Annotated in this window: 20 protein-coding genes and 2 pseudogenes; 11 read left to right on the top strand and 11 right to left on the bottom strand. The window is 66.4% G+C overall.

The features are described 5' to 3' along the window. Positions 1-130 precede the first annotated feature (130 nt). Positions 131-535, bottom strand: coding sequence for a hypothetical protein (locus tag K8U54_RS16695; protein WP_249906863.1), 405 nt, complete (start codon positions 533-535; stop codon positions 131-133). Between the two features lie 49 nt (positions 536-584). Next, positions 585-3998: an AAA family ATPase gene (locus K8U54_RS16690; protein WP_249906862.1), complete on the bottom strand. Its 3414-nt coding sequence runs from the start codon at positions 3996-3998 to the stop codon at positions 585-587. Between the two features lie 168 nt (positions 3999-4166). Here K8U54_RS16690 and K8U54_RS16685 point away from each other — a divergent pair, with 168 nt between their 5' ends. Next, a complete protein-coding gene (locus tag K8U54_RS16685; protein ID WP_249906861.1) occupies positions 4167-5294 on the top strand; it encodes a PQQ-dependent sugar dehydrogenase in 1128 nt (375 codons plus the stop codon). A 93-nt stretch (positions 5295-5387) separates the two neighbouring features. On the opposite strand, the gene K8U54_RS16680 is transcribed toward K8U54_RS16685, so the two are convergent. Together K8U54_RS16680 and K8U54_RS16675 are read right to left on the bottom strand one after the other, a co-directional pair. Continuing rightward, entirely contained in the window at positions 5388-6689 is a 1302-nt protein-coding gene (locus K8U54_RS16680; RefSeq protein WP_249906860.1) for an SLC13 family permease, read from the bottom strand. Positions 6690-6722: 33 nt separating this feature from the next. Next, the gene (locus K8U54_RS16675; RefSeq protein ID WP_249906859.1) at positions 6723-7553 is read right to left on the bottom strand and encodes an amidohydrolase family protein; all 831 of its coding nucleotides are present in this window, start codon (positions 7551-7553) and stop codon (positions 6723-6725) included. Positions 7554-7725: 172 nt separating this feature from the next. On the opposite strand from K8U54_RS16675, the gene K8U54_RS16670 reads away from it, so the two are divergent. The 5 genes and pseudogenes from K8U54_RS16670 (at position 7726) to K8U54_RS25370 (ending at position 12253) form a co-directional block, all read left to right on the top strand. After that, positions 7726-8454, top strand: coding sequence for a GntR family transcriptional regulator (locus K8U54_RS16670; protein WP_249906858.1), 729 nt, complete (start codon positions 7726-7728; stop codon positions 8452-8454). 280 nt (positions 8455-8734) lie between these two features. Beyond that, positions 8735-9463, top strand: a pseudogene (locus tag K8U54_RS25385) (cache domain-containing protein); the annotation flags it as partial. A gap of 54 nt (positions 9464-9517) precedes the next feature. Continuing rightward, a complete protein-coding gene (locus K8U54_RS25380; RefSeq protein ID WP_434060031.1) occupies positions 9518-10369 on the top strand; it encodes a methyl-accepting chemotaxis protein in 852 nt (283 codons plus the stop codon). A gap of 246 nt (positions 10370-10615) precedes the next feature. Then, positions 10616-11080 (top strand): annotated as a pseudogene (locus K8U54_RS25375) (MCP four helix bundle domain-containing protein); the annotation flags it as partial. A 291-nt stretch (positions 11081-11371) separates the two neighbouring features. Then, complete coding sequence (locus K8U54_RS25370; RefSeq protein ID WP_434060030.1) at positions 11372-12253, top strand: methyl-accepting chemotaxis protein; 882 nt, start codon at positions 11372-11374, stop codon at positions 12251-12253. A 226-nt stretch (positions 12254-12479) separates the two neighbouring features. On the opposite strand, the gene sbcD is transcribed toward K8U54_RS25370, so the two are convergent. Beyond that, positions 12480-13697, bottom strand: a complete 1218-nt coding sequence (gene sbcD / locus K8U54_RS16655) for an exonuclease subunit SbcD (protein WP_249906855.1) — start codon at positions 13695-13697, stop codon at positions 12480-12482. Between the two features lie 233 nt (positions 13698-13930). Between sbcD and K8U54_RS16650 the strand changes: the two genes are divergently transcribed. From K8U54_RS16650 to K8U54_RS16640, 3 genes are read left to right on the top strand one after another with little or no spacing between them, the layout of a single operon-like run. Then, a complete protein-coding gene (locus K8U54_RS16650; protein WP_249906854.1) occupies positions 13931-14722 on the top strand; it encodes a 50S ribosomal protein L11 methyltransferase in 792 nt (263 codons plus the stop codon). Positions 14723-14725: 3 nt separating this feature from the next. Further along, a complete protein-coding gene (locus K8U54_RS16645) occupies positions 14726-16075 on the top strand; it encodes an APC family permease (RefSeq protein ID WP_249906853.1) in 1350 nt (449 codons plus the stop codon). 52 nt (positions 16076-16127) lie between these two features. Further along, positions 16128-16814, top strand: a complete 687-nt coding sequence (locus K8U54_RS16640; RefSeq protein WP_249906852.1) for an HAD family hydrolase — start codon at positions 16128-16130, stop codon at positions 16812-16814. Positions 16815-17027: 213 nt separating this feature from the next. Here the strand turns inward: K8U54_RS16640 and K8U54_RS16635 are convergent, their stop codons facing one another. The 6 genes from K8U54_RS16635 to K8U54_RS16610 form a co-directional block, all read right to left on the bottom strand. Next, on the bottom strand, positions 17028-17246 hold the full coding sequence (locus tag K8U54_RS16635; protein ID WP_249906851.1) for a DUF6434 domain-containing protein: 219 nt from the start codon (positions 17244-17246) through the stop codon (positions 17028-17030). A 30-nt stretch (positions 17247-17276) separates the two neighbouring features. Beyond that, positions 17277-18461 (bottom strand): chromate efflux transporter, encoded by a 1185-nt coding sequence (chrA, locus tag K8U54_RS16630; RefSeq protein ID WP_249906850.1) that lies wholly within the window; start codon positions 18459-18461, stop codon positions 17277-17279. 84 nt (positions 18462-18545) lie between these two features. Continuing rightward, a complete protein-coding gene (locus K8U54_RS16625; RefSeq protein ID WP_249906849.1) occupies positions 18546-18911 on the bottom strand; it encodes a hypothetical protein in 366 nt (121 codons plus the stop codon). 13 nt (positions 18912-18924) lie between these two features. Continuing rightward, entirely contained in the window at positions 18925-19566 is a 642-nt protein-coding gene (locus tag K8U54_RS16620) for a dual specificity protein phosphatase family protein (RefSeq protein ID WP_249906848.1), read from the bottom strand. Beyond that, a complete protein-coding gene (locus K8U54_RS16615; protein WP_249906847.1) occupies positions 19563-20309 on the bottom strand; it encodes a phosphatase PAP2 family protein in 747 nt (248 codons plus the stop codon). Before K8U54_RS16615 ends, K8U54_RS16620 begins: the two co-directional genes overlap by 4 nt. Positions 20310-20332: 23 nt before the next feature. After that, a complete protein-coding gene (locus K8U54_RS16610) occupies positions 20333-22288 on the bottom strand; it encodes an LTA synthase family protein (protein WP_249906846.1) in 1956 nt (651 codons plus the stop codon). A 105-nt stretch (positions 22289-22393) separates the two neighbouring features. On the opposite strand from K8U54_RS16610, the gene K8U54_RS16605 reads away from it, so the two are divergent. Continuing rightward, positions 22394-23077: a response regulator transcription factor gene (locus K8U54_RS16605; RefSeq protein ID WP_070888013.1), complete on the top strand. Its 684-nt coding sequence runs from the start codon at positions 22394-22396 to the stop codon at positions 23075-23077. Next, entirely contained in the window at positions 23067-24338 is a 1272-nt protein-coding gene (locus K8U54_RS16600) for a sensor histidine kinase (protein ID WP_249906845.1), read from the top strand. The genes K8U54_RS16605 and K8U54_RS16600 overlap by 11 nt, the downstream gene beginning before the upstream one ends. Positions 24339-24373 lie beyond the last annotated feature (35 nt).

Below are 24373 nucleotides of genomic sequence, written 5' to 3'. Positions count from 1 at the left end.
TGACCGGGGCGATGAAAATTCCCTACAACAGATAGCCCTACCCGCCACATGGTTCCGCGCTGAATGTGCAACCGGCGGTAAACGCCGCCAGCGGCACAAGCGAAACGCTGGGGTGAAGCGGCAACAGCCCCTAGCGCGCCGCCTTCAGCAGGTTGCCGATGGCCTTGCGGTCACGCTTGCCGTCGCGCTTGTCGAGCAGATCGAGAAAGGCGAAGGAGTCGAGGCCGTTGAGCATGGTCTTCGGGCTGACGATCTTGCGCTTCGGGTTGGCGCCCTGTTCGAGCAGCAGCTTCACCAACACCGGCTCGTTGTAGAGGATGGCACCATTGAGGGCGGACAGCCCCATCTGGTCCGGCTCGTCGACCGGGCAGCCGGCCTCCAGCGCCTGTTTCATCTGCGCCAGCGCCATCCCCTTGCGCGCCTCGGACTCGCTGTAGGCCGCCGCCATCAACGTCAGGGTCGGCGCCTGCATGCCGGCATTGCCAAGCACGCAGCCGCGCTCGTCCATCGCCTGCAGGCCATGGTCTTTCTGCACGTCTTCGGCGCGGGCTGCGCCAGCAACTAACAGACAAAGAATAAGAACTCTAAACTGCATAGCGTTTCTCCAGCGTGCTGTAACCCATACCTACACCTTTATTGACCTTGAGCTGCACGGCGACCCGCTCCTTGAGCGCCTCGACGTGGCTGATCACGCCGATCATCTTGCCGCTGGCGTTGAGGTTGTCGAGGGCATCGAGGGCCACTTCCAGGGTTTCGCCATCCAGGGTGCCGAAGCCTTCGTCGAGAAACAGCGAGTCGATGCGCGTCTTGTGGCTGACCAGATCGGACAGCGCCAGGGCCAGGGCCAGGCTGACCAGAAAACTTTCCCCGCCGGACAGGGTTCGGGTGTCGCGGGCCACGTCGCCCTGCCAGGTGTCGACCACCTCCAGTTCCAGCTCGCCGAGGGATTTGCGCGCCAGTTGGTAACGACCGTGCAAGCGCTGCAACTGACCGTTGGCCAGGTGCACCAGGTGGCCGAGGGTCAGCCCTTGGGCGAAGCGCCGGTACTTGGCGCCATCGGCCGAACCGATCAGGCTGTTGAGCTGCTGCCAGCTGTCGTACTCGCCCTGCTGCCGGGCGATGGCCTCGAACAGCGCCTGCTGGTTGAGCCGGCGCTGATCATCGCCCTGCAGTTGCCCGCGAATCTCCCCCTGGCGCTGGCCGAGTTGCTTCAGGGTCGCCTGCAGGCTCTGCAGCTGTTCATCCAGATACTCGGCGCTGTGTTCGGTCTGCGGCTCGGCACGCAGTGCGTCCAGTTGCGCCTGAGCGGCCGCATGCAACGCCCGGGCTTCGGTCTGGGCCTTTTCCAGGCGCTGCTTGAGCGCCTGCAACTGCTCGCGCTGTTGGTCATCGAGAGAGGCGCCGAGAAACTCGCCTTCATCGCTGAACGGGCTGGCCGCCAGCGCCGCCTGCCAGTACGCCGTGGCAGTCTGCTCTGCCTCGCGCAGGCCAACCTGGCGCTGCGCACAGCCGTCCAGGGTGATGCGCAGCTCCAGGCAACGGCGCTCGGCGCTCTGCCACCCGGCCTCGGCGGATTCGAGCTGCGCTGCCGCCCCGTCGAGCAGTTGGGCGACGATCGGCTCACCGCCCGCCTCCTGCCACCGCCCTTGCCACTGCTGCGCCTGCTTGTCGGCCTCACCGGCCTGGTGCAGCAATGCCGGTTGCTGCTGCGCCAGTGCCTGACGCCGCTGCACCGCCCCCTGCCAATGCTCGACATCGGCCTGCCGCGCCGCCAGCCAGCTCGCGCCGTCCTCGGGTAAGGCATGGCCAAAGGCGGCCAGCTGCGCCGTCAGCTCGGCCTCGATCTGCTGCTGATGCGCACGCTGCGCCGCCAGCTGTTCGTCCAGCGCCTGTTGCGCCGCCAGGGCACGGTCGCGATCACGTTCGACGGCGCCCAGTTGCTGCTGGGCCGCCGCGTGTTTCTGGCTGCCGATCGTGGCGTCCTGGCGTGCGCGTTCGAGCTCCTGCTTCAGGTTGTCGAGCTGCTTCAAGGTCGCGTCGACCTCGACGCGCTCGGCAATCTGCCGCGTCTGCGCAGCGGCCAGCGCCGCCTCGCCTTCGGGCAATGGCTCGAGGACCTCGCCCTGGCGCTGCCAGGCAGCGGTCAGCGCGTCGAGCTGGCGCTGCAGGTCCTGCTCCTGCTCACGGCTCTGCGTCACCTGGGCCTGCAGCGTGGCGACCTGATTGCCGAGGCTCTGGCCCTGCTCGGTCAAGGCCTCGAGGGTCTGCCGCGCGTCGTCGCGCTCACGCTGCGTGGCCGACACGTCCAACGCCTGGTAGGCGGCGATGGCCGGGTGCTCGATGGCGCCGCACAGCGGGCATGGCTCATCGGCCTGCAGCTGGGCACGGTAGGCCTCCAGGGCCTGGATACGCTGCTCCTGCTCGAGCAGTTTGTCCTGATCGCTCAGCCGCTGTTTGACTTCGCGGTAGCGCTCGCGCAGGGCCGTACGCTGCGCTTCACGCTCGCCCAGGCCTTGCAGCTGCTTAGCGAGGTTGGCGGTAACGCGCTGCAGTTGCTGGGTGAGTTGCGCGCGCCGTTCGGCCAGCTGCGCCAGTTGCTCCAGCGCGCTGCCGCGGGCATGCACCTGCTGCCAGTGGGTGCGCCAGTCGCTCTCGCTGCGCCCGGCCAGCGCGGTTTGCCAGCGCCCCTGCACCTCGGCGACCCGCTGCTCGGCATCGACCTTGGCCTGGGCCACGGCCTGCAGCGACTGCGCGAGGCGGCTCAGGTCGAGTTCGAACTGCTGGAGCTGGTCGGCGCCCGCCTGCCGCCTGGCCTGCAACCCGGCGATTGCCTGCCGGGCCTGATCGCGCACCTCGAAGGCGCGCTGCCAGCCGCTGAGCTGGGCGCTCAGCCGCTCCTGGTCGGCCGAAGCCTGCAACTGCGCATCGAGGGCGCGACACTCCTCCTCCAGCCGCTGCAAAGCCTGGTGCTGTTCCAGGGAGACTGCCGCGCTGGCCCTGGCGGCCTGGTGCAGGTGGTCGCGCAGCCGCGCTTGGGCTTCGGCGAGTTGCTGTCGATGGGCGCGCTGTTCCTCTTCACAGGCAGCCAGTACTCGGGCGGCCTCACGCCGGGCCTGATAAGCCGGCTGCAGGCGCTGCGCAGGCTCGCTGTCACGCAAGCGCTTCAGCTCGCCAGCGGCATCCTGCTCGGCCAAGGTGGCCGCCTCGACCTGAGCCGCCGCCGCGGTGACCTGCGCGTCGGCACGCGCCAGGTCGGTCAGCCATTGGCGCTGCCGACCGGCTTCGGTACAGGCGGCCTGCGTCGCGCCCTCCTCGACGGCCAACTGCGCCGCCTCGTCGGCGAGCGCCTGGCGCTGCCCGTCATCGAGCAACTCGACGCCCTCGGCGCGCGCGCGCAGCTGGTCGAGTGCGGTCTTCACCTCACGGGTCTGCTCGAACACCCGCTGGGAAATCAGCCCGTAGATATCGGTGCCGGTCAGCTCTTCGAGCAGCTCGGCGCGCTGGTTGGCGGAGGCTTCGAGGAAAGCCGCGAAACCGCCCTGGGCCAGCAGCATCGACTTGGTGAAGCGGCCGAAATCCAGGCCGGTGAGGCGCTCCACCTCCTTTGGCTTTTCGCTGAGCTTGTCGGTGATGATCTCGCCGTCTAGCCGCGCCAGCTCGGCCTTGGCGCCCTGCAGCGCACCATCGGCCTTGTCCCGCGCACGACGCTGGCTCCAGAACGCCCGGTAACCCTGGCCCTTCACCGCAAACTCGACCTCGGCCAGGCACTCGGCTGTGTGTCGGGTCATCAGCTCGTTCTCGCCACCGACCTTGTCCATGCGCGGGGTGCGGTGATACAGGGCCAGGCAGATGGCGTCGAGCAGCGTGGTCTTGCCCGCCCCGGTCGGCCCGGTGATGGCGAACAGGCCATTGCTGGCGAACGGCTCGGCGGTGAAATCGATCTTCCACTCGCCCTTGAGCGAGTTGAGGTTCTTCAGGCGCAGGCTGAGGATTTTCATGACGGCTGGGCTGGGCTCGAAACGGTAGCAGGTGGCTATTGTGGCATTGTTGCCGGCTGGCGGGGCCTTGCCGAACGCAGTCGTTGACGCGGGTGGTAACAAATACGTCCTGTTACATCTGCGTCGCGCGGGTAACGTGTGAGGTTCGCTTATCAGGAGAGATTCGCCATGACCCGTCCCGTTCATCTTTTGCTCGGTGGTATCGCACTCGGTCTCGCCAGTCTCGGCGCCCAGGCGGCGGAGGCCCTGCCCCAGGCACAGTGGCCATTCACTGCCGAGCCACGTGCCACCCTCGACGAGCCCTGGGCCATGACCTTCCTGCCCGACGGCACGCTGCTGGTCACCGAGAAGCGCGGCGTACTCAAGCATGTCGACCCGAAGAGCGGTAAAGCCAGCGATATCGCCGGCGTGCCGGAAGTCGCCTACGGCGGCCAGGGCGGCTTTGGCGACGTGATCCTGCACCCGGACTTCGCCAACAATCACTACGTGTATATCAGCTATGCCGAAGCCGGTGAGGGCGACACCCGCGGCGCTGCGGTCGCCCGCGCCAAGCTGCAACTCAATGACGATGGCGGCGGCGCCCTGACCGAGCTGAGCGTGATCTGGCAGCAGACGCCGAAAGTCAGCGGCAGCGGCCACTATGGACATCGCCTGGCCTTCGGCCCGGACGGCAAGCTGTGGATCACCTCCAGCGAGCGGCAGAAGTTCACCCCGGCCCAGGACATGAAGGCCAACCTCGGCAAGCTGGTGCGCCTCAACGATGACGGCAGCCTGCCGGGCGACAACCCGTTCGCCGACCAGGGCGGCGTGGCCGCGCAGGTGTGGTCGCTGGGCCATCGCAACATGCTCGGCATCGCCTTCGACGCCAACGACAAGCTGTGGGTACACGAGATGGGCCCGGCCGGCGGCGACGAGCTGAACCTGATCGTGCGCGGCGAAAACTACGGTTATCCCGAGGTCTCCAACGGTGATCACTACGGCGGCAAGCCGATCCCGGACCACGACACCCGGCCGGAATTCGCGGCACCGAAGATCACCTGGACCCCGGTCATCTCGCCAGCAGGCTTCGTCATCTACCAGGGTGAGCATTTTCCCGGCTGGAACGGCGCCGGGCTGATCGGCGGGCTGTCCTCCCAGGCGCTTGTGCGCGTCGCCTTCGACGGCGACAACGCCCGCGAGGCCGAGCGCTACGACATGGGCGCGCGCATCCGCGAAGTGGAGCAAGGTCCGGATGGCAGCTTGTGGCTGCTGGAAGACGGCAGCGGCGGCCGGTTGCTGGAGCTGCAGCCCAAATAATCGGGTTCCCGGGTATCGCTTCGCTCAACCCGGGCTACGCAGAGGCCATAAAAAACCGCAGCCTGGCTGCGGTTTTTTTTGCCGATGTTCGCCTCAGTAGACGAACGTCAGCACCACGTTGAACACCAGCGCGGCCACGAAGCCGATGGGCGCGGCCTTGAACAGCAGTTGCGGGAACAGCGCGGTGCGGCTCTGCTCCGAGGTGCAGGAGCCGAGGATCAGGCTGCCACCCGAGGAGAACGGCGATATCGACGTGGCCTGAGCGCCGACCACGATGGCGATGAACAGCACCATCGGCTCCAGGCCCAGCGACTGCGCGATCGGCAACACCATGGGAAACAGCGCTGGCGTCACCACGCCCAGGGTACTGGAGAACAGCGACATGAACGCCGCCACCATGCCGAACACCACGGGCACCAGAACCGGTGGAATGCTGCCGCCGATCCACGACGCCAATACGTCGATGGTGCCGGCCTTGATCGCTACCGAGATCAGCATGCCGACGCCGCAGATCATGATCAGCGTGCCCCAGGGTACCGAGGCCATGGCCTTGCGTTCGTCGCCCAGTTTCAGCAGCAGGGCGATGACCGAGAAGATGCTGGCGATCAGGCCGATATCCATCTTCGAATTGATGAAGCCGATGGTGCCGTTGTCGGGCAGCGCGATATGGGCAATGGGCGCAGCCAGCACGATGGCCATCATCGCCAGGGTCAGCCACAGGGTGATTTTCTGCTCACGGTTCAGCGCCGTCGGCTCGCCGGCATCGAACACGGCGGTCTTCATCGCACGGCCTTCGCGGGTCAGGAACACGAACGCCGAGATCACCAGCAGGGGAATGATCAGGGTGCTGACGAAGATCCCGAAGGCATTGATGAAGGCATCGTTGTCGCTGATCCCCACGTTGGTCATCAGGCCGCGAAAGATGATGCCGCTCTGGCTGGACATGAAGTTGGCACCGCTCAGGGCGCCATAGTTCACCGCCATGCCGCCGACGATCAGGCTCATGCCGGTGCGCTGGCAGAGCAGCAGGGTGATCGGCGCCATGAACGCCAGCACGGTGTAATAGCCCGCGCCCATCGCGGCGATCACCGTGGCCGTGAAGAACACCGCGAAGGGCAGCAACTGCGGCACCTTGCGGCAGTGGTAGATCAGGTGCTCGGCGAGCTTTTCCAGGGTACCGTTGACCGTGGCGAAGCTGTAGAACAGGCACACCGAGAAGATGATGAAGAAGATCTTCAGTGGCCACATGTTGATGACGTCGGACGGGCTCAGGCCCATGCCGAAACAGCCGATCAGGTAGGCGAAGGCAATGGCGAACAGGCCGATGTTGATCTTGGTCTTGTAGCCGAGGGCGACCGCGACGACGATGGCCGCGACGACGATGATGCTCATCATGGTGAGAGATTTCCTGTTGTTGTTCGAATGGGATCAGCGGCTGCCGGGAAAACCGAAAAGGCGCGCCGGGTTGGCGACCAGGACCTGATGACGCTCGGCCGCATCCGGCAACAGCGCCTCGATCAATTCGAACTGCTCGGCATAGTCTGTCCGATCTTCGAACTGGGTGTTGGGCCAATCGCTGCCCCACAGGAAACGCTCGATACCGCCGGCCGCTGCACGCACCTGCGCCAGCACCGCGGCGCACTGCACCGGGTCGGTGTTGCTGCGGTAGGCCGCCGACAGCTTCAGCCACACCCGCGAATCGCCGAGCAATTGCAGAAATGCCTGGTGGTCGGGGTTGTGCGCATCGATACCACCAGCGGGCAGGCCGAAATGGTCAATGACCACCTTGACGCCCGCGGCAACGATGGCCGGCACGATCTGCGCTAGGTCATCGATGCCCCGCTGGATTTCCACCTGCCAGCCACGACGGGCCAGGCGCTCGAACAAGGCGCTCCAGGCGGCGCCGGTGTAGTCCTGCAACTCCTTGCCGATCAGGTTCAGGCGAATGCCCACTACGCCGGCTGCCGCGAGCGCGTCCAGCTCGGCATCGGTGATCGCCACGTCGACCACCGCCACGCCGCGCAGGCGCTCCGGGTGCAGGCGTAACGCCTCGACCATAAAGCCGTTGTCGGTGCCGAGAAAACTCGGCTGGATCAACACGCCATGGGACAGGCCATGGGCGTCCAGATGGGCAAGGTATTGCTCGACCAAGGCGTCGTAGTGCGGGCTGTAACGGCGGTTGGCGACCATCGGCAGATCCTGGCGAAAGATATGCGCGTGGGTGTCGATGCCGGTGATGGCAGGGCTGAAGGTGCTCATTGGGCGTACCTGATCGATTGTTGTGAAGGCCGGCAGCAGGGCTGGCCCTTGTTATCACGACATACATTCATATATATGAATAGTTGACCATATATTTGCTTCAGCCATTCTGTCAATCGATCAGCCGGTGGTAGAGTGGCGCCAGCCTGTTGCAACCGGACCACCAGACGCGATGACCCTCGGATACGACCAACGCCTGCCGCTGTACCAACGATTGCGTGAGGAAATGCTCGCCAAGATCGCCGCTGGCGAGTGGTCGCCCGGCGCGCCCATCCCCACCGAAGCAGAGCTGACCAAGCTTTACGGCGTGGCCATCGGCACGGTGCGCAAAGCAGTGGATACCCTGGTGAACGAAGGGTTGCTGCTGCGCAGCCAGGGCCGTGGCACCTTCGTGCGGCGGCCGAATTTCGACGCCTCGCTGGCGCGCTTCTTTCGCCAGGTGGATGCCAGCGGCGACCGGGAAATCCCCACCAGCCGGATTCTTTCCAAGGCCCTGCAAAAGCCCTCCAGGGAGATCGCCAAGGCGCTCGCCCTGAAAGCCGGCGAGCAGGTGCTGCGCATGGAGCGCCTGCGGGTGATCAAAGACCGCACCCTGTTCCACGAGGAGATCTGGCTGCCCGCTTCGCGTTTCATCGTGCTGCTGGATATCGACTCGGACACCTTCGGCGACCTGCTCTACCCCTTCTACGAGAAGCAGTGCGGCCAGTGCATCGCCTCGGCCCGGGAAACCCTGACCGTGGGCTGCGCCGACGGGCCAATGGCCGACACCCTGGCCATTGGCGAGGGCGACCCCATCGTGGTGATCGAACGCACGGCCCTGGGTTACGACCGCAGCCCGCTGGAGTACCGCCTGTCGCGCGCGGCAGCGGCCAACTTTCGCTACCAGATCGATATCTGCTGACCTTTCCCCGCCCCGCCTTTGCGGCAGGATGCGCGCCTGCCGCCTCGCCTCGCCTCGCCTCGCCCAGGCGTGTGGCGGGCTGGGTCGGCGCCACCGCTCGACTGATGTCCGACGACCTGAAAACCCCGTAAACAGGGGCTTTCAGCCATTTCGACGGTAAAAAAACCGTGCCCGCATCTTTTCGATTTACGCCGAGCCAGTGAAGTGCTATCAGGTGCAAAACGGCTGCCGGCTCGCACCGGCTGCCCTTACAAGAACAACAAGATCAGGAAATGCCCCCATGAACAGCTTGCGTCGCTTGCCGATTAATCGTCGTCTGTGGCTCATCATCGCGATGCCGGTGCTGATGCTGGTGCTGCTCGGCGCCTACATGCTCAATCAGATCAGCCTTGGCCTGTATGCCGGCAAGGCCGAAAAGACCCAGCACGTGGTGCAGACCGCCGTGGGCATTCTCAAGCACTACCAGGGCCTGGAGGCCAGCGGCACGCTGAGCCGCGAGCAGGCGCAGAAGCAGGCGATCGAGGTGATCCGCAACCTGCGCTACGGTGGTCAGGAGTACTTCTGGATCAACGACCAGACGCCGACCATGATCATGCACCCGACCAATGCCAAGCTCGAGGGGCAGAACCTGTCCAGCATCAAGGACCCGGACGGCAAGGCGCTGTTCAACGACATGGTGGCACTCACCAGAAGTCAGGGCGCCGGGCCGATCGACTACCGCTGGCCCAAGCCGGGCGCCAGCGAGCCGGTGCCGAAGATTTCCTACGTCGAGCTGTTCCAGCCCTGGGGCTGGATCATCGGTTCGGGCGTGTACGTCGACGATGTGCAGGCCGAGTTCAGGTCCCAGGCGTTGAAGGCGCTGGCCATCGGTGTACCGGCCACCCTGCTGCTGATCGCCCTGGTGGTGATGATTTCACGCAGCATCGCCGTGCCCCTGCAGCAGGCGGTCACCGCCATGGCCAATATCGCCAGTGGCGAGGGCGACCTGACCCACAGGCTCGACGACCAGGGCCGCGATGAGCTGGCCGCCCTGGCCGGGCACTTCAACGCCTTCACCGGCAAGATGCGCCAGGTGATCCGCCAACTGCTCGACTCCGCCGCCTCCCTCGACCAGGCCGCTTCCTCGCTCGGCGACATTTCCAGCGCCGCGCAGCAGCACAGCCAGCAACAGGCCCAGCAGATGGAGCTGGTCGCCACCGCGGTCAACGAAGTCACCTACGGCGTGCAGGATGTGGCCAAGAACGCCGAGCACGCTTCCAGCGAAGTGCACACCGCCGAAGAACAGGCGCGCCAGGGCCAGCACAATATCGATGCCAGCCTGCAGCAGATCGACCAGTTGTCCGCCACCATCGACAAGGCCGTGGCGGTGATCGAATCGCTGGCCAGCGAAAGCACGCAGATCGGTGGCGTGCTGGAGGTGATCCGCTCGATCGCCGAGCAGACCAACCTGCTGGCGCTCAACGCCGCCATCGAAGCCGCCCGTGCCGGCGAACAGGGCCGCGGCTTTGCCGTGGTCGCCGACGAGGTACGCCTGCTGGCCCAGCGCACGCAGAAATCCACGGCGGAGATCCAGGGCATGATCGAGCGCCTGCAGGGCAATTCCCAGGCTGCGGTGAAAGCCATCGGCGACAGCAGCCAGGCCTCGCGCCTGACGGTCGAGCAGGCCAGCCAGGCCGGCGAGAGCCTGGCGCAGATCGCCCAGTCGCTGCGCAACCTGACTGGCCTCAATGCCTCGATCGCCAGCGCCACGCTGCAGCAGTCCCATGTGGTCGACGACATCAACCAGAACGTCACCCATACCGCGGCGCTGGCCCACAGCGCCGCCGAGTCGGCCGAGCAATCCAGCGCGGCCAGCCAGCACCTCAAGCAACTGGCCGAGCAACTCGGTCGCCTGCTCGGGCAGTTCCGTATCTGAGTGCCGCCCTCGCGCCCGCTTCCCCGGAGTCGGGCGCAGGAGCAGAACCGGCGCCCTTGACAGGTGCCGGCGGCAAACGGCGAAATCACACGCCATAGCGGCACGCTATAGCATCAATCAGCCAGCACAAAGCGCTTGATTTCCGCCACGGAACCAATAGCCTCAGCGCCCTCAGGCCAACCTTTCCTGCAATCACTGCGTTGCGAGCGAACCTGTGGCCTCTCCCCTCCATAGGTACCTCGAAAAATGTCGCAACCGTTAACGATCGCCCAGCGCCTGGCCATGGGCTTCGGGCTGGTATTATCGCTGATGATTCTGGTCGCCCTGGTTGGAATCCAGCGTGTGCAGGTGATCGACAGCAGCCTCAGCGAGGTCAACGAGGGCGCCAGCCTCAAGCAACGCTACGCGATCAACTTTCGCGGCAGCGTGCATGACCGCGCCATCGCCATCCGTGACCTGGTGCTGGCCCGCGACCCGGCGGCGATGGACGTCCAGCTGCGCAACATCGAACGCCTCGACGGCTTCTACCAGCAATCGGCCGCGCCGCTCGACAGGCTGGTTGCCGCTGCCGGTTCGAGTGCCGAGGAGCAACGCCAGCTCGGCCAGATCAAGACCATCGAGCGCAGCGCCCGCGAACTGACCCAACGGCTGATCGAGCAGCGCCAGAGGGGTGACATCGAGGGCGCCCAGGCGCTGCTGTCGCGGGAGGTGGCAGCCCTTTACACGCAATGGCTCAAGGACATCAACGCCTTTATCGACCTGCAGGAGAAGGACATCACCAGCAGCCTGGATGGCGTGCGTGCAACCGCGGGCAGCTTCGGCCTGCTGATCGTGGCGGTCACCAGCGTGGCGATCCTGCTCAGCGTGATCGTCTCGCTGCTGATCATCCGCCGCCTGCGCTCGACCCTCGGCGCCGAACCGCACCAGGTGGCCGAGGTCATCCAGCGCCTGGCCGGCGGCGCCCTCGACCAGCGCATCGACACCCGCTACCCGCACAGCGTGATGGGCGCGGTGAAGGACATGAGTGCACGCCTCGGCGACACCATCAGCCAGGTGCGCAGCGCCGCTAGCGAGCTGAACCTGTCCGCCGACCAGCTGCGCGCCACGTCGGCCAGCAACAACCGGCAGTTGCAGGCGCAGTCCGAAGAAGCCGAGCAGATGGCCGCGGCGATCAACCAGATGGCGGCCACGGTCAACGAAGTGGCCGGCTATGCCGACACCGCGGCCTCGGCCACCCGCAACGCCGACGGCGAAGTGGAGACCGGCAGCCAATTGGTCACCCAGGGCGGCCAGGCGATTCAGGAACTGGCCAGGGTGCTCGACGCGGCCGCCGAGCGGGTCGAGCAACTGGCCCGCGACAGCAGCAACATCGAGACCATCATCGCGGTGATCACCTCGATTGCCGACCAGACCAATCTGCTGGCGCTCAATGCCGCCATCGAGGCGGCCCGGGCCGGCGAGCATGGCCGCGGTTTTGCCGTGGTGGCCGACGAGGTGCGCTCCCTGGCCAATCGCACGCAGACCTCGACCCGGGAAATCAGCGGCATGATCGAGCAACTGCAGGCCGGCGCCAGCAGCGCCGCGCAGATCATGCAGACCAGCAGCGAGATGGCCCGCAAGACGGTCGCGCAGACCGCCGAGACCGAGCAGGCCCTGGGCCGGATTCGCCAGGAGGTCGGCGCGATCAAGGACATGAACGCGCAGATCGCCAGCGCCGCTCAGCAGCAGAGCCTGGTGGCCGAAGACGTCAACCAGAACATCAGCCGCATTCACGCCAGCACGGTGGAAACCACCGCGGGCTCCACCCAGGTGTCCGCTGCCAGCGAGGAACTGTCGTCGCTGGCACGCCGGCTGATCGAGCGGGTGAGTTTCTTCAGGGCCTGAGAGCCTGCTCATGACCTTCTATGCGCGTGAAGCGGCAGCTGCAAGGCAGAAGCGGCCTTTCGTGCTGCGATTTCAAACCTGCTCACATCGGTGGGCTGAAGCCCACCCTACGAGGCTGGCACTATCGGTAGGGTGGGCTTTAGCCCACCACTGCAAATGATCGCTTGCGCCACTTAGCTGCCAAAATAGACGAACCTGGGCTGAAAGATCATAAAACTAGTCTGAATCAGGCAGGATCGTCGCGCAGTTCAGCCAGCACCTTGCCGTAAAGCCCCTGCAGGCGCTGCCGCTGCTCGGGCTCCAGGGTTTCGCTGGCCAGGCGCTGCTCGAACACCTGCTCGGGGGTCAGTTCGTCGAGCGTGCCCTGCTCGCCCTGCAGGCTGGCGACCGCGTTGCCACGGGCGCGACGAATGCGCAGTACCTCCACCGGCAGGCCGTCGCACAGCGCGGCGATGCGCACCGGCAAATCGCTCAGGTAATCGTCCAGCTCGACCTGCACTTCCAGCCATACCGGGCGCTCGGCGTTGCCTTCGCGCGCCGCCTCGGCCAGCGCCGTCGGCAGCGTCTTCAACGAGCCACGCAGCGACTGCAGGGCCTGCAGGCGCGGCACCGGCAAGGCGCGCACCTCACGCAGGCCTGCCTCGTCCAGGTCGACCAGCAGCACTTCCTTCTGCTGGCGGGCTTCGTCGAAGCTCAGCGGGATCGGCGAGCCGCTGTAGCGGATATGCTCCAGGCCGGCGACCTTCTGCGGCCGATGGATATGCCCCAGGGCGATGTAGTCGACCGCCGGGAAGGACGAGGTCGGAAAGGCCTCCAGCGCGCCGACGTAGATCTCGCGCACCGACTCGCTGGCGCTGGCGCCCACGGTGGTCAGGTGGCCGGTGGCGATGATCGGCAGAGCCGCGCCGAGTTCGCCGCGCCGCGCCAGGGCCAGCTCGTACAGCGCCTGGTAATGGGCGTGAATGGCTTGCTGCAAAGACAGTTGCTTGTCCGCCGCACTCTGCCCCGCTTCGCTGCGCAGCACATCGCGCGGGCGGATGAAGGGGATGGCGCAGAGCAGCGCCGCCGGCGCGCCATCGGCGCCGTCGAGCACCAGCAACTGTTCGTGCAGGTGGGCGCCGACGCCGGGAATCACCCGGGTGCCGAGCTGCGCCAGCAGGGTGCGGCTCTCGCCGAGCATGGCCACCGAATCATGGTTGCCGCCGAGCACCACCAGCTGGCAGCCGGTTTCGCGCAGCGCCACCACGAAATGGTTGTACTGCTCACGGGCATAGCTGGGCGGCGAGCCGGTGTCGAAGATATCCCCGGCGACCAGCACTGCCTGCACCCCGTGCTCGCGCACCTGCTCGATCAGCCAGGCGCAGAACGCCTGGTGCTCGGCCTGGCGCGTCTTGCCCATGAAGTGCTGGCCCAGGTGCCAGTCGGAGGTGTGCAGAAGGCGCATGCGCAGCTCGATCCCGTGGCTGAAAAATGCCGCCACCATGCCTTCTCGGCGCGACCAAGGCAATGGTTTCACATGAGGTAACACACCCGGCAGGCGCCGTACCCGTTGGGCTGCGGGGCGATTTTCCGGCGGCCGGCCGGCAGGCCGGGTTCCACAGGTCGAACCCTGGCGCTTAGGCTCCGGTCGGAAAATCGTTCCCTTCCCCTGCCGACTCCGCTGAGAGGTATCCGCCGATGACAACCGCAGCCGTTCGCCCCCTTTCCCTGTGCGCCTCTGCCCTGGCCCTGTTCGGCCTGCTGCAGTCCGCCGCCCAGGCCCAGACCATCGCCCTCGACGTACCCTACGTACCGACACCGGAACCGGTGGTGGCGCGCATGCTGGAGATGGCCGACGTCGGTCCCGACGACTACGTGATAGACCTGGGCTCCGGCGATGGCCGCATCGCCATCGCGGCGGTCAAGGATCGCGGCGCCAAGGCCGCCTACGGCATCGACCTGAACCCGCTGCGCATCGAGGAAGCCGAGGCCAACGCCGAGCGGGCCGGCGTCGCCGACAAGGTGGTGTTCGAGCAGGGCGACCTGTTCAAGAAGGACATCGCCGATGCCGACGTGCTGACCATGTACCTGCTCAATACCGTCAACATGCGCCTGCGCCCGGTGATCCTCGACACCCTGCGACCCGGCACCCGGGTGGTGTCCCACGCCTTCAGCATGGAGGACTGGGAACCGGATCGCAGCGATATCGTCGAGGGCGCGCGCATCTACCTGTGGATCGTACCGGCCAGGATCGCCGGCAACTGGACGGTCGAGCGCGAGGGCGAAACCTTCACCGTCGACCTCGAGCAGCGCTTCCAGGAAATCAGCGGCACCACCGGGCATCAGGAGCGCCTGCGCGGGCGTCTGAACGGCACCGAAGTGCGCTTCGAGGTCGACGGCCAGCTGTACGTCGGCCAGGTCGAGGGTGATCGCATCGAACCGATTTCCGCCGAAGGCGCGGTAACCGGTTGGCGCGCACGGCGGAGCTAAGCCATGAGCGCACGCGCAGCGGCACGACAACCCGGCCTGTCGGTGCTCGACGGCGTCGCCATGCTGGTCGGCGTGGTGATCGGCGTCGGCATCTTCGGCTTCCCGCCCCTGGTGGCCCACCACGCCGACAACGCCTTCGTGTATATCGGCCTGTGGCTGGCCGGCGGCCTGGTGATGCTGGTCGGCGCGCTGTGCTACGCCGAACTGGGCGCCAGCTACCCGGATCGCGGCGGCGAATACCATTACCTCAACCTGGCCTGGGGCCGGCAGGTCAGCCTGCTGTTCGCCTGGGCCAGGGGCACGGTGATCCAGACCGGGGCGATCGCCGTGGTGGCCTTCATCTACGGCGACTATGCCCAGCGCCTGTTGCCGCTCGGCGAATACGGCAGCGCCTGGCACGCCACCCTGGTGGTGCTGGCGCTGACCGCCCTGAACATCCTTGGCACCCATGAATCCAAGCGCCTGCAGGTGCTGTTCACCGGCATCACCCTGCTGGCGCTGCTCACGGTGGTGGTCGCCGGCCTGCTGCTGGCCGAACCGCTAACCGAGGTAGCGCCGGCGGCGGTCGACGGCGGCGGTAACCTGGCCGGCATGCTCGGCATGGGCATGGTGTTCGTGCTGCTCACCTACGGCGGCTGGAACGAGGCCGCGTACCTGTCCGGCGAGCTGCGCAACCCGGGCCGCAACATGAGTCGCGTGCTGCTGTTCGGCACCCTGGTGGTGACCGGCGTGTACCTGCTGGCCAACCTGGTGTTCCTCGACATCTTCGGCCTCGAGGGCCTGCGCCAGTCCAGCGCCATCGGCGCCGACCTGATGACCATCGTCGCCGGCCCCTGGGGCGGCGTGCTGCTCAGCGCGCTGATCTGCATCACCGCGATCAGCACCCTCAACGCCACCATCCTCACCGGCTCGCGGGTCTATTACGCCCTGGGCCGCGACGTGCCGCAGCTGGCGATGCTCGGCGCCTGGAACGACCGCGCCGCCACGCCGGTGCGGGCGCTGCTGGTGCAGTGCCTGATTACCCTGCCACTGTTGTTGTTCGGCGCGTTGAGCGAAAACGGCGTGCAGAGCATGGTCGCCTACACCGCGCCGGTGTTCTGGCTGTTCATGTGCCTGACCGCCCTGTCGCTGCTGCGTCTGCGCCGCCTGCAGCCCACCCGCGGCCGACCGTTCAGCGTGCCGCTTTACCCACTGCTGCCGCTGGTGTTCGCAGCCAGTTGCCTGGGGCTGTTCTGGTCGAGCACCCTGTATGCAGGGGTCGGCGCCTTGCTGGGCCTGGCGATCCTGGCCGCCGGCTTGCCCCTGTTGCTGCTGCAACGGCCGGCCGAAGCCGTGGCGAGCGGTTCGAACTGAACGGGTTTCTGTGTTACACAGGCCCTCCCGCTTTTACAGGAGACAGCCTGCCATGCCGCCGAAACCGCCCATCGAACTGCTGATCTGCGACTGCGACGGCGTCTTGATCGACAGCGAGATCATCGCCGAGCGCCATCTGCATGCCGCCCTGGCCGAACACTACCCGGCCCACGAACTGGACGTGGTACTGGCCGGCACCTTCGGTTTGCAGACCCGCGACATCATGGCCCGCGCCGAGGCGCATTTCGGCAAGCCGTTGCCCGAGGGCTTTCTGGAGAAGAACCGCGCCATCACCAAGGCGCTGATCCGCGAGCAGGTAAAGCCGATCGACGGCGTGCGTGAAGCGCTGCTGCAGATCGACCTGCCGCTGGCCGTGGCCTCCAACAGCTACGCCGATGCGCTGGCCTTCGCCCTGCAGCGCTGCGAGCTGGTCGAGCGGGTCAACATCGGGGCCTTCAGCGCCGATCAGGTCGAACGGCCCAAGCCGGCACCGGACCTCTACCTGCTGGCCGCCGAACGCGCCGGCGTCGACCCGAGCCGCTGCCTGGTGGTCGAGGACAGCATCACCGGCGCCACGGCGGCGCTGACCGCAGGCATGCAGGTGATCGGCTTTCTCGGCGCCAGCCATATTCCGCCCGAGCATGGCGAAGCCCTGCGCCAACTGGGCGTTCAGCACCTGATCGGGCGCATGAGCGAGCTGCCGCCGCTGGTGGAACGCCTGCGCCACGGCAGCGACTAGAAGCCGGTCTCAGAGCCTGTTCACGATCTTTATGCGCATCAAGCAGCAACTACAAGGCAGAAGCGGCCTTTCGTAGGGTGGACGACGCTTCACCCGTCCACCACCTCAGGATCGCAATGGTGGATGAGAAAGGCGTCATCCACCCTACGGCCTGCAAATGGCCGCTCCCGCCACTTAGCTGCCAACCTGGGCGGAAAGGTTATGAAAAGGTTCTCAGGCCTGGACAGCGCCGTTACGGCGTGTCCATTCGTCGACCACATCGCCCATGGTGCGCGGCGCGCCGCTGCGAATCCAGGCCATGAGCGGCCGGTCGAAGCGAAAGCCGGTGCCACACTGCGCGCTCATGAAGCGGCGCACGTTCTGGGTGTTGCGGTAATTGCTGCTCACCGGCGTATCGCGGGTGATGGTGCCGCCGTGCCAATCGAAAGCCATGCTCGTCGTCCCTGCCGATGGTAGAGACCGTCACAGTACGAGCAGGCCGACAAGCGCACCAGCCAGCACCACCAACCACGGCGGCAGCTTGCCGGCCATCAGCGCCAGCAGGGCGAGCAGCACCAGAGCGAAGTCCAGCAGGTTGCCGACGGCGCCCGTGCCTACCGGCTGGTAGAGCGTGGCCAGCAGCAAACCGACCACCCCGGCATTCACCCCCGCCATCGCCGCCTGCAGGCGCGGCCAAGTGCGCAATCTCGCCCAGAATGGCAGCACACCGACCAGCAGCAGAAACGATGGCGCGAAGATCGCCAGCAGACACAGCAGGCCGCCCAGCCAGCCGGCCATGGCCGTGCCGAGGAAGGCCGCGAAGGTAAACAGCGGGCCCGGCACCGCCTGGGTAGCGCCGTAACCGGCCAGGAACAGGTCGTTGCCCAGCAGGCCGCTGGGCACCACCTCGGCCTGCAGCAGCGGCAGCATCACGTGGCCACCGCCGAATACCAGGGCGCCGGTTCGGTAGAACACCTCGAGCATACTCAGCAACGGACTGTTCAGCAGCTGAGCCAGCAGTGGCAGGCCAGCCAGCAGCAGCGCAAAGAGCGCCAGCCAGAGCGTGCCGGCCCTTCGACTTATAGCGATGGGCAGCGAATCGGCAACGGCCGGCGTCTTCGACTTGAGCAGTGCGATACCAACCAGGCCTGCGCCGATGATCACCGCCAACTGCCCGATGGCGCCCGGCACCAGCAGCGCGACGGCCGCCGCCACCAGCATCAGTACCCGCCGTGGGGTATCCGGGCACAGCGCACGGGCCATGCCCCACACCGCCTGGGCGACGATGGCGGCGGCGACGATCTTCAGGCCCTGCAAGGCACCGGAGGCCAGGGCATCACCCTTGGCGACCAGACCGTAGGCGAACGCCATCAGCAACAGGGCCGACGGCAGGGTGAAGCCGAGCCATGCGGCCAGTGCGCCACGGTAGCCAGCCTGGGACAGCCCGATCGCCATGCCCACCTTGCTGCTCGCCGCCCCAGGCATGAACTGGGCGATGGCGATCAGCTCCGCATAGGCCGCCTCGCTCAGCCACCCCCGGCGAGTGACGAACGCCTGGCGAAAGTAGCCGAGATGGGCGACCGGGCCGCCGAACGAGGTGAGCCCCAGGCGTAGAAAGATCAGGAAGATCGACCAGGGACTGCGGTCGTCACGTGGGGCATGGGCCATGCAGGGTTCTCGACGGTCGGGCCCCTCAATGTGCCCTGTCCAGATGACTTTTTAAAGGCGCCGCTGCACCGCGAATCGACCGACTCAGCTGCGCTTCAGCGAACGGCTCATGGCCTTGGCCATGTCCTGGTCGACCTGGTGGCGCCAATCACGGTCCCGATCGTTCTCCGGCTGCAGGCGCCGCTCGATATCGGCGTTGGCGCTGGCCTGGCATTGCTGGAAGCCATCATCCCAGCCGGTGGCGTACTGCTTGTCGGCCAGGTACTGCGGCACGTTCTTGCGAAACGCACCGAGCGCCTTGGCCGCGCTGTCGCCGCTGGCGCACCCATCGGCGTAGCCCGAGGCGAAGGCCGGCGGATAGCCCTGGGCGAGCAGGTAGTCGCGTGTACTCTGACAACCGCCCAGCAGCGGCAGCAGCATCGTCAGGAAAAGCAGGGCTCTTTTGGCCATGGTGATCACCTCGCTACTCGTTGAGGGCGTCGAGCAACTTGTCGCGCAATGCGCAGTAGGCCCAGGGGCTGGTGCTGCAGGCGCCACTGGCCAGGGCCTGGTGGAAGCGCGCCAGATCGACCTCGCGCACATAGCGCTCGGCATCCTCGAAGCGCTCCTGGCCGCCGAAGCCGGCGCCACGCATTTCGGCAAGCGCCTGCTGCTTGCTCCAGCCCTGGTAGACGATGCGGTACATGGCCGCGATCAGGCCGGTGCGGTTCTGCCCGTGCTTGCAGTGAATCAGCACCGGGCCAAGCGCCTGCGCCTGGCGGATGCTGCGCAGGGCCTGCAGCACATCGGCGTCATCGACGCGATCGGCATGCAAGGGCTGGTGGATCTGGCGAATGGACGAGTCGCTCAACCACTCGGCATCGCTGCGCTGATAGAAGTTGATCACCGTGGCGATCTTCAGGCCCTGCAGCTCACCCTGCTGAACGGCAGTGGGCAGCGCGCTGCGATACAGACCGGGCTGCATGCGGTAGAGGTTGAAGGCTCTGTCCACCGGTGTGGCCCACTGCGCCTCGGTGGCAGCGCCTTGCATGGCGCTCCAGGCAGGCATGCAAGGCGCACCGAACAACAGCGCGAGCAGCAGAACGCGCAAGGTCATCGTCTTCATGCCGGTCGCTCCTGGCCCATGGCCGACAACGGCAAGGCCGGCTGTGGCGCACGGCGGTACAGCAGCACGCGGTAACCGAGCACGGCGGTCACCCAGTCGAGCAGCAGCGTCCACAGGTTATGGGAGAGAAAATGCGCACCCTGCATCATCCGCCCGAGCGACAGCACGCAGCCCAGCGTCAGGGCGAAACCCAACGCCCAACGGGCCAGGCGTGGGCGCCGGTCACGCAGGGCGAAATACAGCGCCAGCAACGCAAAGCCGGTGGATGCATGGCCGCCTGGCCAGCAGCGCCCGGGCTTGTCGGTAACCGGGCGCTCGCCGATCAGCGGGCTGAAGGCTTCATGGCCGCCGAACTGGGTGAGGCTCCACGGGCACTGCACGGCGGTGAGCGTCTTGAGCGGCGGCACGATGCTGGTCGACAGCCCCAGCGCCAGCACCAGGTAGCCCAGCTCGCGGCGCCAGCCTCGCAGCCTTAGCGGCAGCAGGCTGACCAGAAAGGCGGCGATGCAGGCCACGCCCAGGCAGATGACCAGGATCTTGACCTGGTCGTGCAGCACGTTTTCCAGCCAGGCACTGCGCCCGCCGACAAACCCTGTGACCGGGTCGTAGAGCATTTCGGCCAGGGCGAAGTCCAGCGGCTTGGGGTCGAGCACCAGCAACAGGGCCATCAGGCCCAGCGGTATACCCAACCACAGCCGGAAGTCGAACGGGCGCGACGGCAGTGGTGAAAAGCTCGTGTGCATGGCGTGCTCCTCGACAACCGGCTTCATGGATGGCTGGCCACAGCGGCCGACCGGCCCGGCTGCCAGCTCAGCAGGCCCTGGGTGAAGTCATGGCTGGCGCCCTGGTAGTAGGCGATATCGCGCGCCACCAGCTGGTCACTCTTGGCCGCGGCCTGTTCACGGCTGATGCCCAGGGCATCGTCGTGACGGCGCATGGCGCGTTTGGGGCTGAGAATCGCCAGGTCCTGACCATCGAACAGGCCCAGATGCTGGTAGTTGCCGATCAGCGCACGGCCGGGCGGCGCGTCGCCGCGCAGCACGTCGTGGCCGAAGAAGGTCGAGGTGTAATCGAAGCCCATCAGCCCCAGCAGGGTCGGCGCGATATCGATCTGGCTGGTAAGCCGGGTGACCTCGGCCGGCGTGACGATGCCAGGGCCGTAGATGAACAGCGGAATGTGGTAGTTGGCCACCGGCAGGTCTTCCTTGCCGGCGCTGCCGGCGGTGTGGTCGGCGACGAACACGAACAGGGTGTTGGCGAACCAGGGCTTGCCTTTCGCCTCGGCCAGGAAGCGGCCAATGGCGTAGTCGGTGTACTTCAACGCGCCTTCGCGGCCGCTGCCGGAGGGGATGTCTATGCGCCCATCCGGGTAGGTGTACGGGCGGTGGTTGGAGGTGGTCATCAGTTGCAGGAAGAACGGCTTGCCGGCGGCATGATCGGCGTCGGCCACGCGCAGGGTCTGCGCATACAGATCCTCGTCGCACATGCCCCAGGCGTTCTGGAAGGTCATGTCCGTGCTGGCGACACTGCTCTGGTCGACGATCCGGTAGCCGTTGCCACCAAAGAAGGCGTTCATGTTGTCGAAGTAACCGCGCCCGCCGTAGAGAAATACGCTGTCGTAGCCCTTGTCCCGGAACTGCTGGCCGAGGCTGGCATACCCGGACTCGCGGCCGATGCGTTTGACGATCGAGCGTCCCGGCGTCGGCGGCATCGACAGGGTGACCGCCTCCAGGCCGCGGTCGGTGCGCGTGCCGGTGGCGTACAGGTTGCTGAAGAACAGGCTCTGCTTGCTCAGCGCATCGAGGTTGGGTGTCAGGCCACGGGGATCGCCGAAGGCGCCCAGGTAGCGTGCGCTGAGGCTTTCGACGGTAACCAGCACCACATTGTGGCGCTGCTCCGGGCCCGGGTTGTCGACCACCCGGCGAATGTCCTCGGGGTCGTCGTTGACGAACCGCGTGTTGCTTTCGGCCACCTCCCGGCGCAGCAGCGAGCCGACCTGCCGATCCGGCAGCGTGGCGTAGAACTTCATGTAGTCCAGCTCGTTGTTGCGAAAGGCGGCGAAGAACTGGAACGGGCCATTGCTGGCCAGCTCGTTCTGGTAGGCATTGCCACCCAGCCCGCGGGGGAAGTTCTGGTTGACCGCCAGGGTCGCCAGCAGGGCACCGGCCAGCACCAGGCTCCAGGCGCCGAGCGCTGCCTTGTGCGGCAGCAGCGGCGCGGCCAGTGCCCGGTTGAGCGGGCGCGCCATGGCCAGCGTCAGGAACACCGCCATCAGCGCCAGTGCGGCGATCAGCGGATACACCGGGTACGACTCGAGGATGTTGTTGATCACCTCCTCCGAGTACACCAGGTAGTCCACGGCGATAAAGTTGAAGCGCACGCCGAACTCGTCCCAGAACAGCCATTCGGCGGTGGCGGTAAACAGCATCACGAACAGGCTGATGCCGAGCAGCAGGTGCAGGAAGGCGCGATGACCGCGGTGGCGCCACAGCCGGTGCGGGCAGAGCAGCAGGTAGAGCGCCAGCGGCAGCGCGGCATACAGCAGAAAGGTCGCGTCGTAGACCAGCCCTACCGCGAAGATGCGCAGGATCTCGGCGCCGCCGGCACCGGCATCGTGCCAGTGGGCCAGCAGCAACGCGCCGCGGGTGAGCAGGAACACGCTCGCCCAGGCACACAGAACGATCGACAGGTAACGTAGTTGGGCGTAGCGAAGCTGTGGCATCGTATGATCCTGGCTGGATGAACGAGCGCAGTCTCGTGTCGCCCCCGTGAGGGCTTCGTCATGGCCGTGTGAAAAAAGCGTCAATCCCCGTGAAGAGAACGTTGCATGCGCATACTGGTGATCGAAGACAACCGCGACATCCTGGCCAATATCCTCGATTACCTGCAGCTCAAGGGGTACACGGCCGATTGCGCCCAGGACGGTTTGAGTGGCCTGCACCTGGCCACCCAGGGGCATTACGACCTGATCGTGCTGGACATCATGCTGCCCGGCCTGGACGGCTACCAGCTGTGCCGACGCCTGCGTGAGGAGGCGCGCAGCAGCATCCCGATCCTCATGCTCACCGCCCGCGATGCCCTGGAGGATCGCCTGCAGGGCCTGAGCGCCGGCGCCGACGACTACCTGATCAAGCCCTTCGCGCTGTCCGAGCTGGTGGCGCGCATCGAAGCCATCCTGCGCCGCTCCCAGGGCAACCGCCGGCGCCTGCTGGAAGTCGCCGACCTGGCCTATGACCTGGACATGCTCAGCGTGACCCGTGCCGGCGTGCCGATCAAACTCAACCCGCTGGGCATGAAGCTGCTGGCCATCCTGATGCAGCGCTCGCCCGCCGTGGTCCGTCGCGAAGCCCTGGAGGAAGCCCTATGGGGCGACGATTGCCCGGACAGCGACAGCCTGCGCAGCCATATCCACCAGCTGCGCCAGGCCATCGACAAGCCCTTCGCCGCGCCCCTGCTGCACACCGTCCACGGCGTGGGCTACCGCCTGGCGGCGAACCCCGATGCAAAGTAAGCAGCCGTTTCGCCGGCGCATCCTGATCGCCTTCGCGACCATGACCATCCTGGTCAGCGGGGTGTTTTCCCTGAGCATCGTGGCCATCGTGCACCTGATCGAAGAGCACCTGGTGTCCGAGGAACTGGCCCTGGAACTGGGCGTGGTGGTGCAGCAGGACCTGAAGAGCGGCCAGGCGCCGCGCCTGGATTCACGCACCCGCTTCTTCGCCTCGAACTACCCGCAGTACGCCATTCCGCCACGCTACGCCGACCTGCCGGTCGGCTTCAGCGAGCAGCTCGAAGGCGAGCGCGCGTTCTATATCTTCACCCAGCTGATCAACGGCGACCGCTACCTGCTGGTGCAGGAACAGAGCGAGTTCGAAAAGCGCGAGCAGGTGCTGTTCAACGTGGTGCTGGCGGGCTTTCTGCTGTCGGTGCTCGGCGCCCTGGTGCTGGGCTGGTTCATGTCCGAGCGGGTGATGCGCCCGGTCAGCAAGCTGGCCAACCAGGTGCGCCACCGCGACCAGTTGCTGCCACTGGCGCCGGCCCTGGCACCGGAATACCCGGACGACGAAGTGGGCCAGCTGGCCGCCGCCTTCGACAGCACCCTGGGCCGCCTGCGCCAGTCCCTGGAGCGCGAGCGGCTGTTCACCAGCGACGTCAGCCACGAGCTGCGCACGCCGCTGATGGTCATCGCCAGCTCCTGCGAGTTGCTTTCCCAGGTCGACCTGCAGCCAATGCAGCGCAAGCAGGTGCAACGCATCGAACGGGCCAGCGCGGAAATGCAGGACCTGGTGCAGACCTTTCTGCAACTGGCCCGGGTCAAGGGCAACGAGAGCCTGTTCGCCGGCAGCGCCAGCCTCGGGCAGATCGCCGACGAGCAGGTGGAGACCTGGGCGCCGCTGATGCGCGAGAAGGGCCTGGACTTCCAGGTCGAGGTACAGGCGCTGCACGAGGGCGTCTACAACCCCACCCTGCTGCGCACGGTGATGGCCAACCTGCTGCGCAATGCCCTGCACTACACCGAAAGCGGCTTCGTGAAACTGACCCTGCTCGCCGACGGCTTTCGTGTCGAGGACAGTGGCGTGGGTATCCCCGAACAGCAGCACGAGCAGATCTTCGACCCGTTCGTGCGCGGCGAGCAGGCCCGCGGCGAAGGCCTCGGCCTGGGGTTGTCGCTGGTCAAGCGGATCTGCGCCCACCAGGGCTGGCAGATCACCGTGCACAGCCTGCCGGTGGCCGGCAGCTGCTTTCAGGTGACACTCCAGCCTGCCAGCTGACACTTTTTTCACCTTTGCTTGACGGGATCATCAGA

Origin of the sequence: Pseudomonas fulva (assembly GCF_023517795.1) — a bacterium.
In the GTDB taxonomy this organism is placed as follows: Bacteria; Pseudomonadota; Gammaproteobacteria; order Pseudomonadales; family Pseudomonadaceae; genus Aquipseudomonas; species Aquipseudomonas fulva_D.
This window is presented reverse-complemented; position numbering and strand designations above follow the sequence as displayed.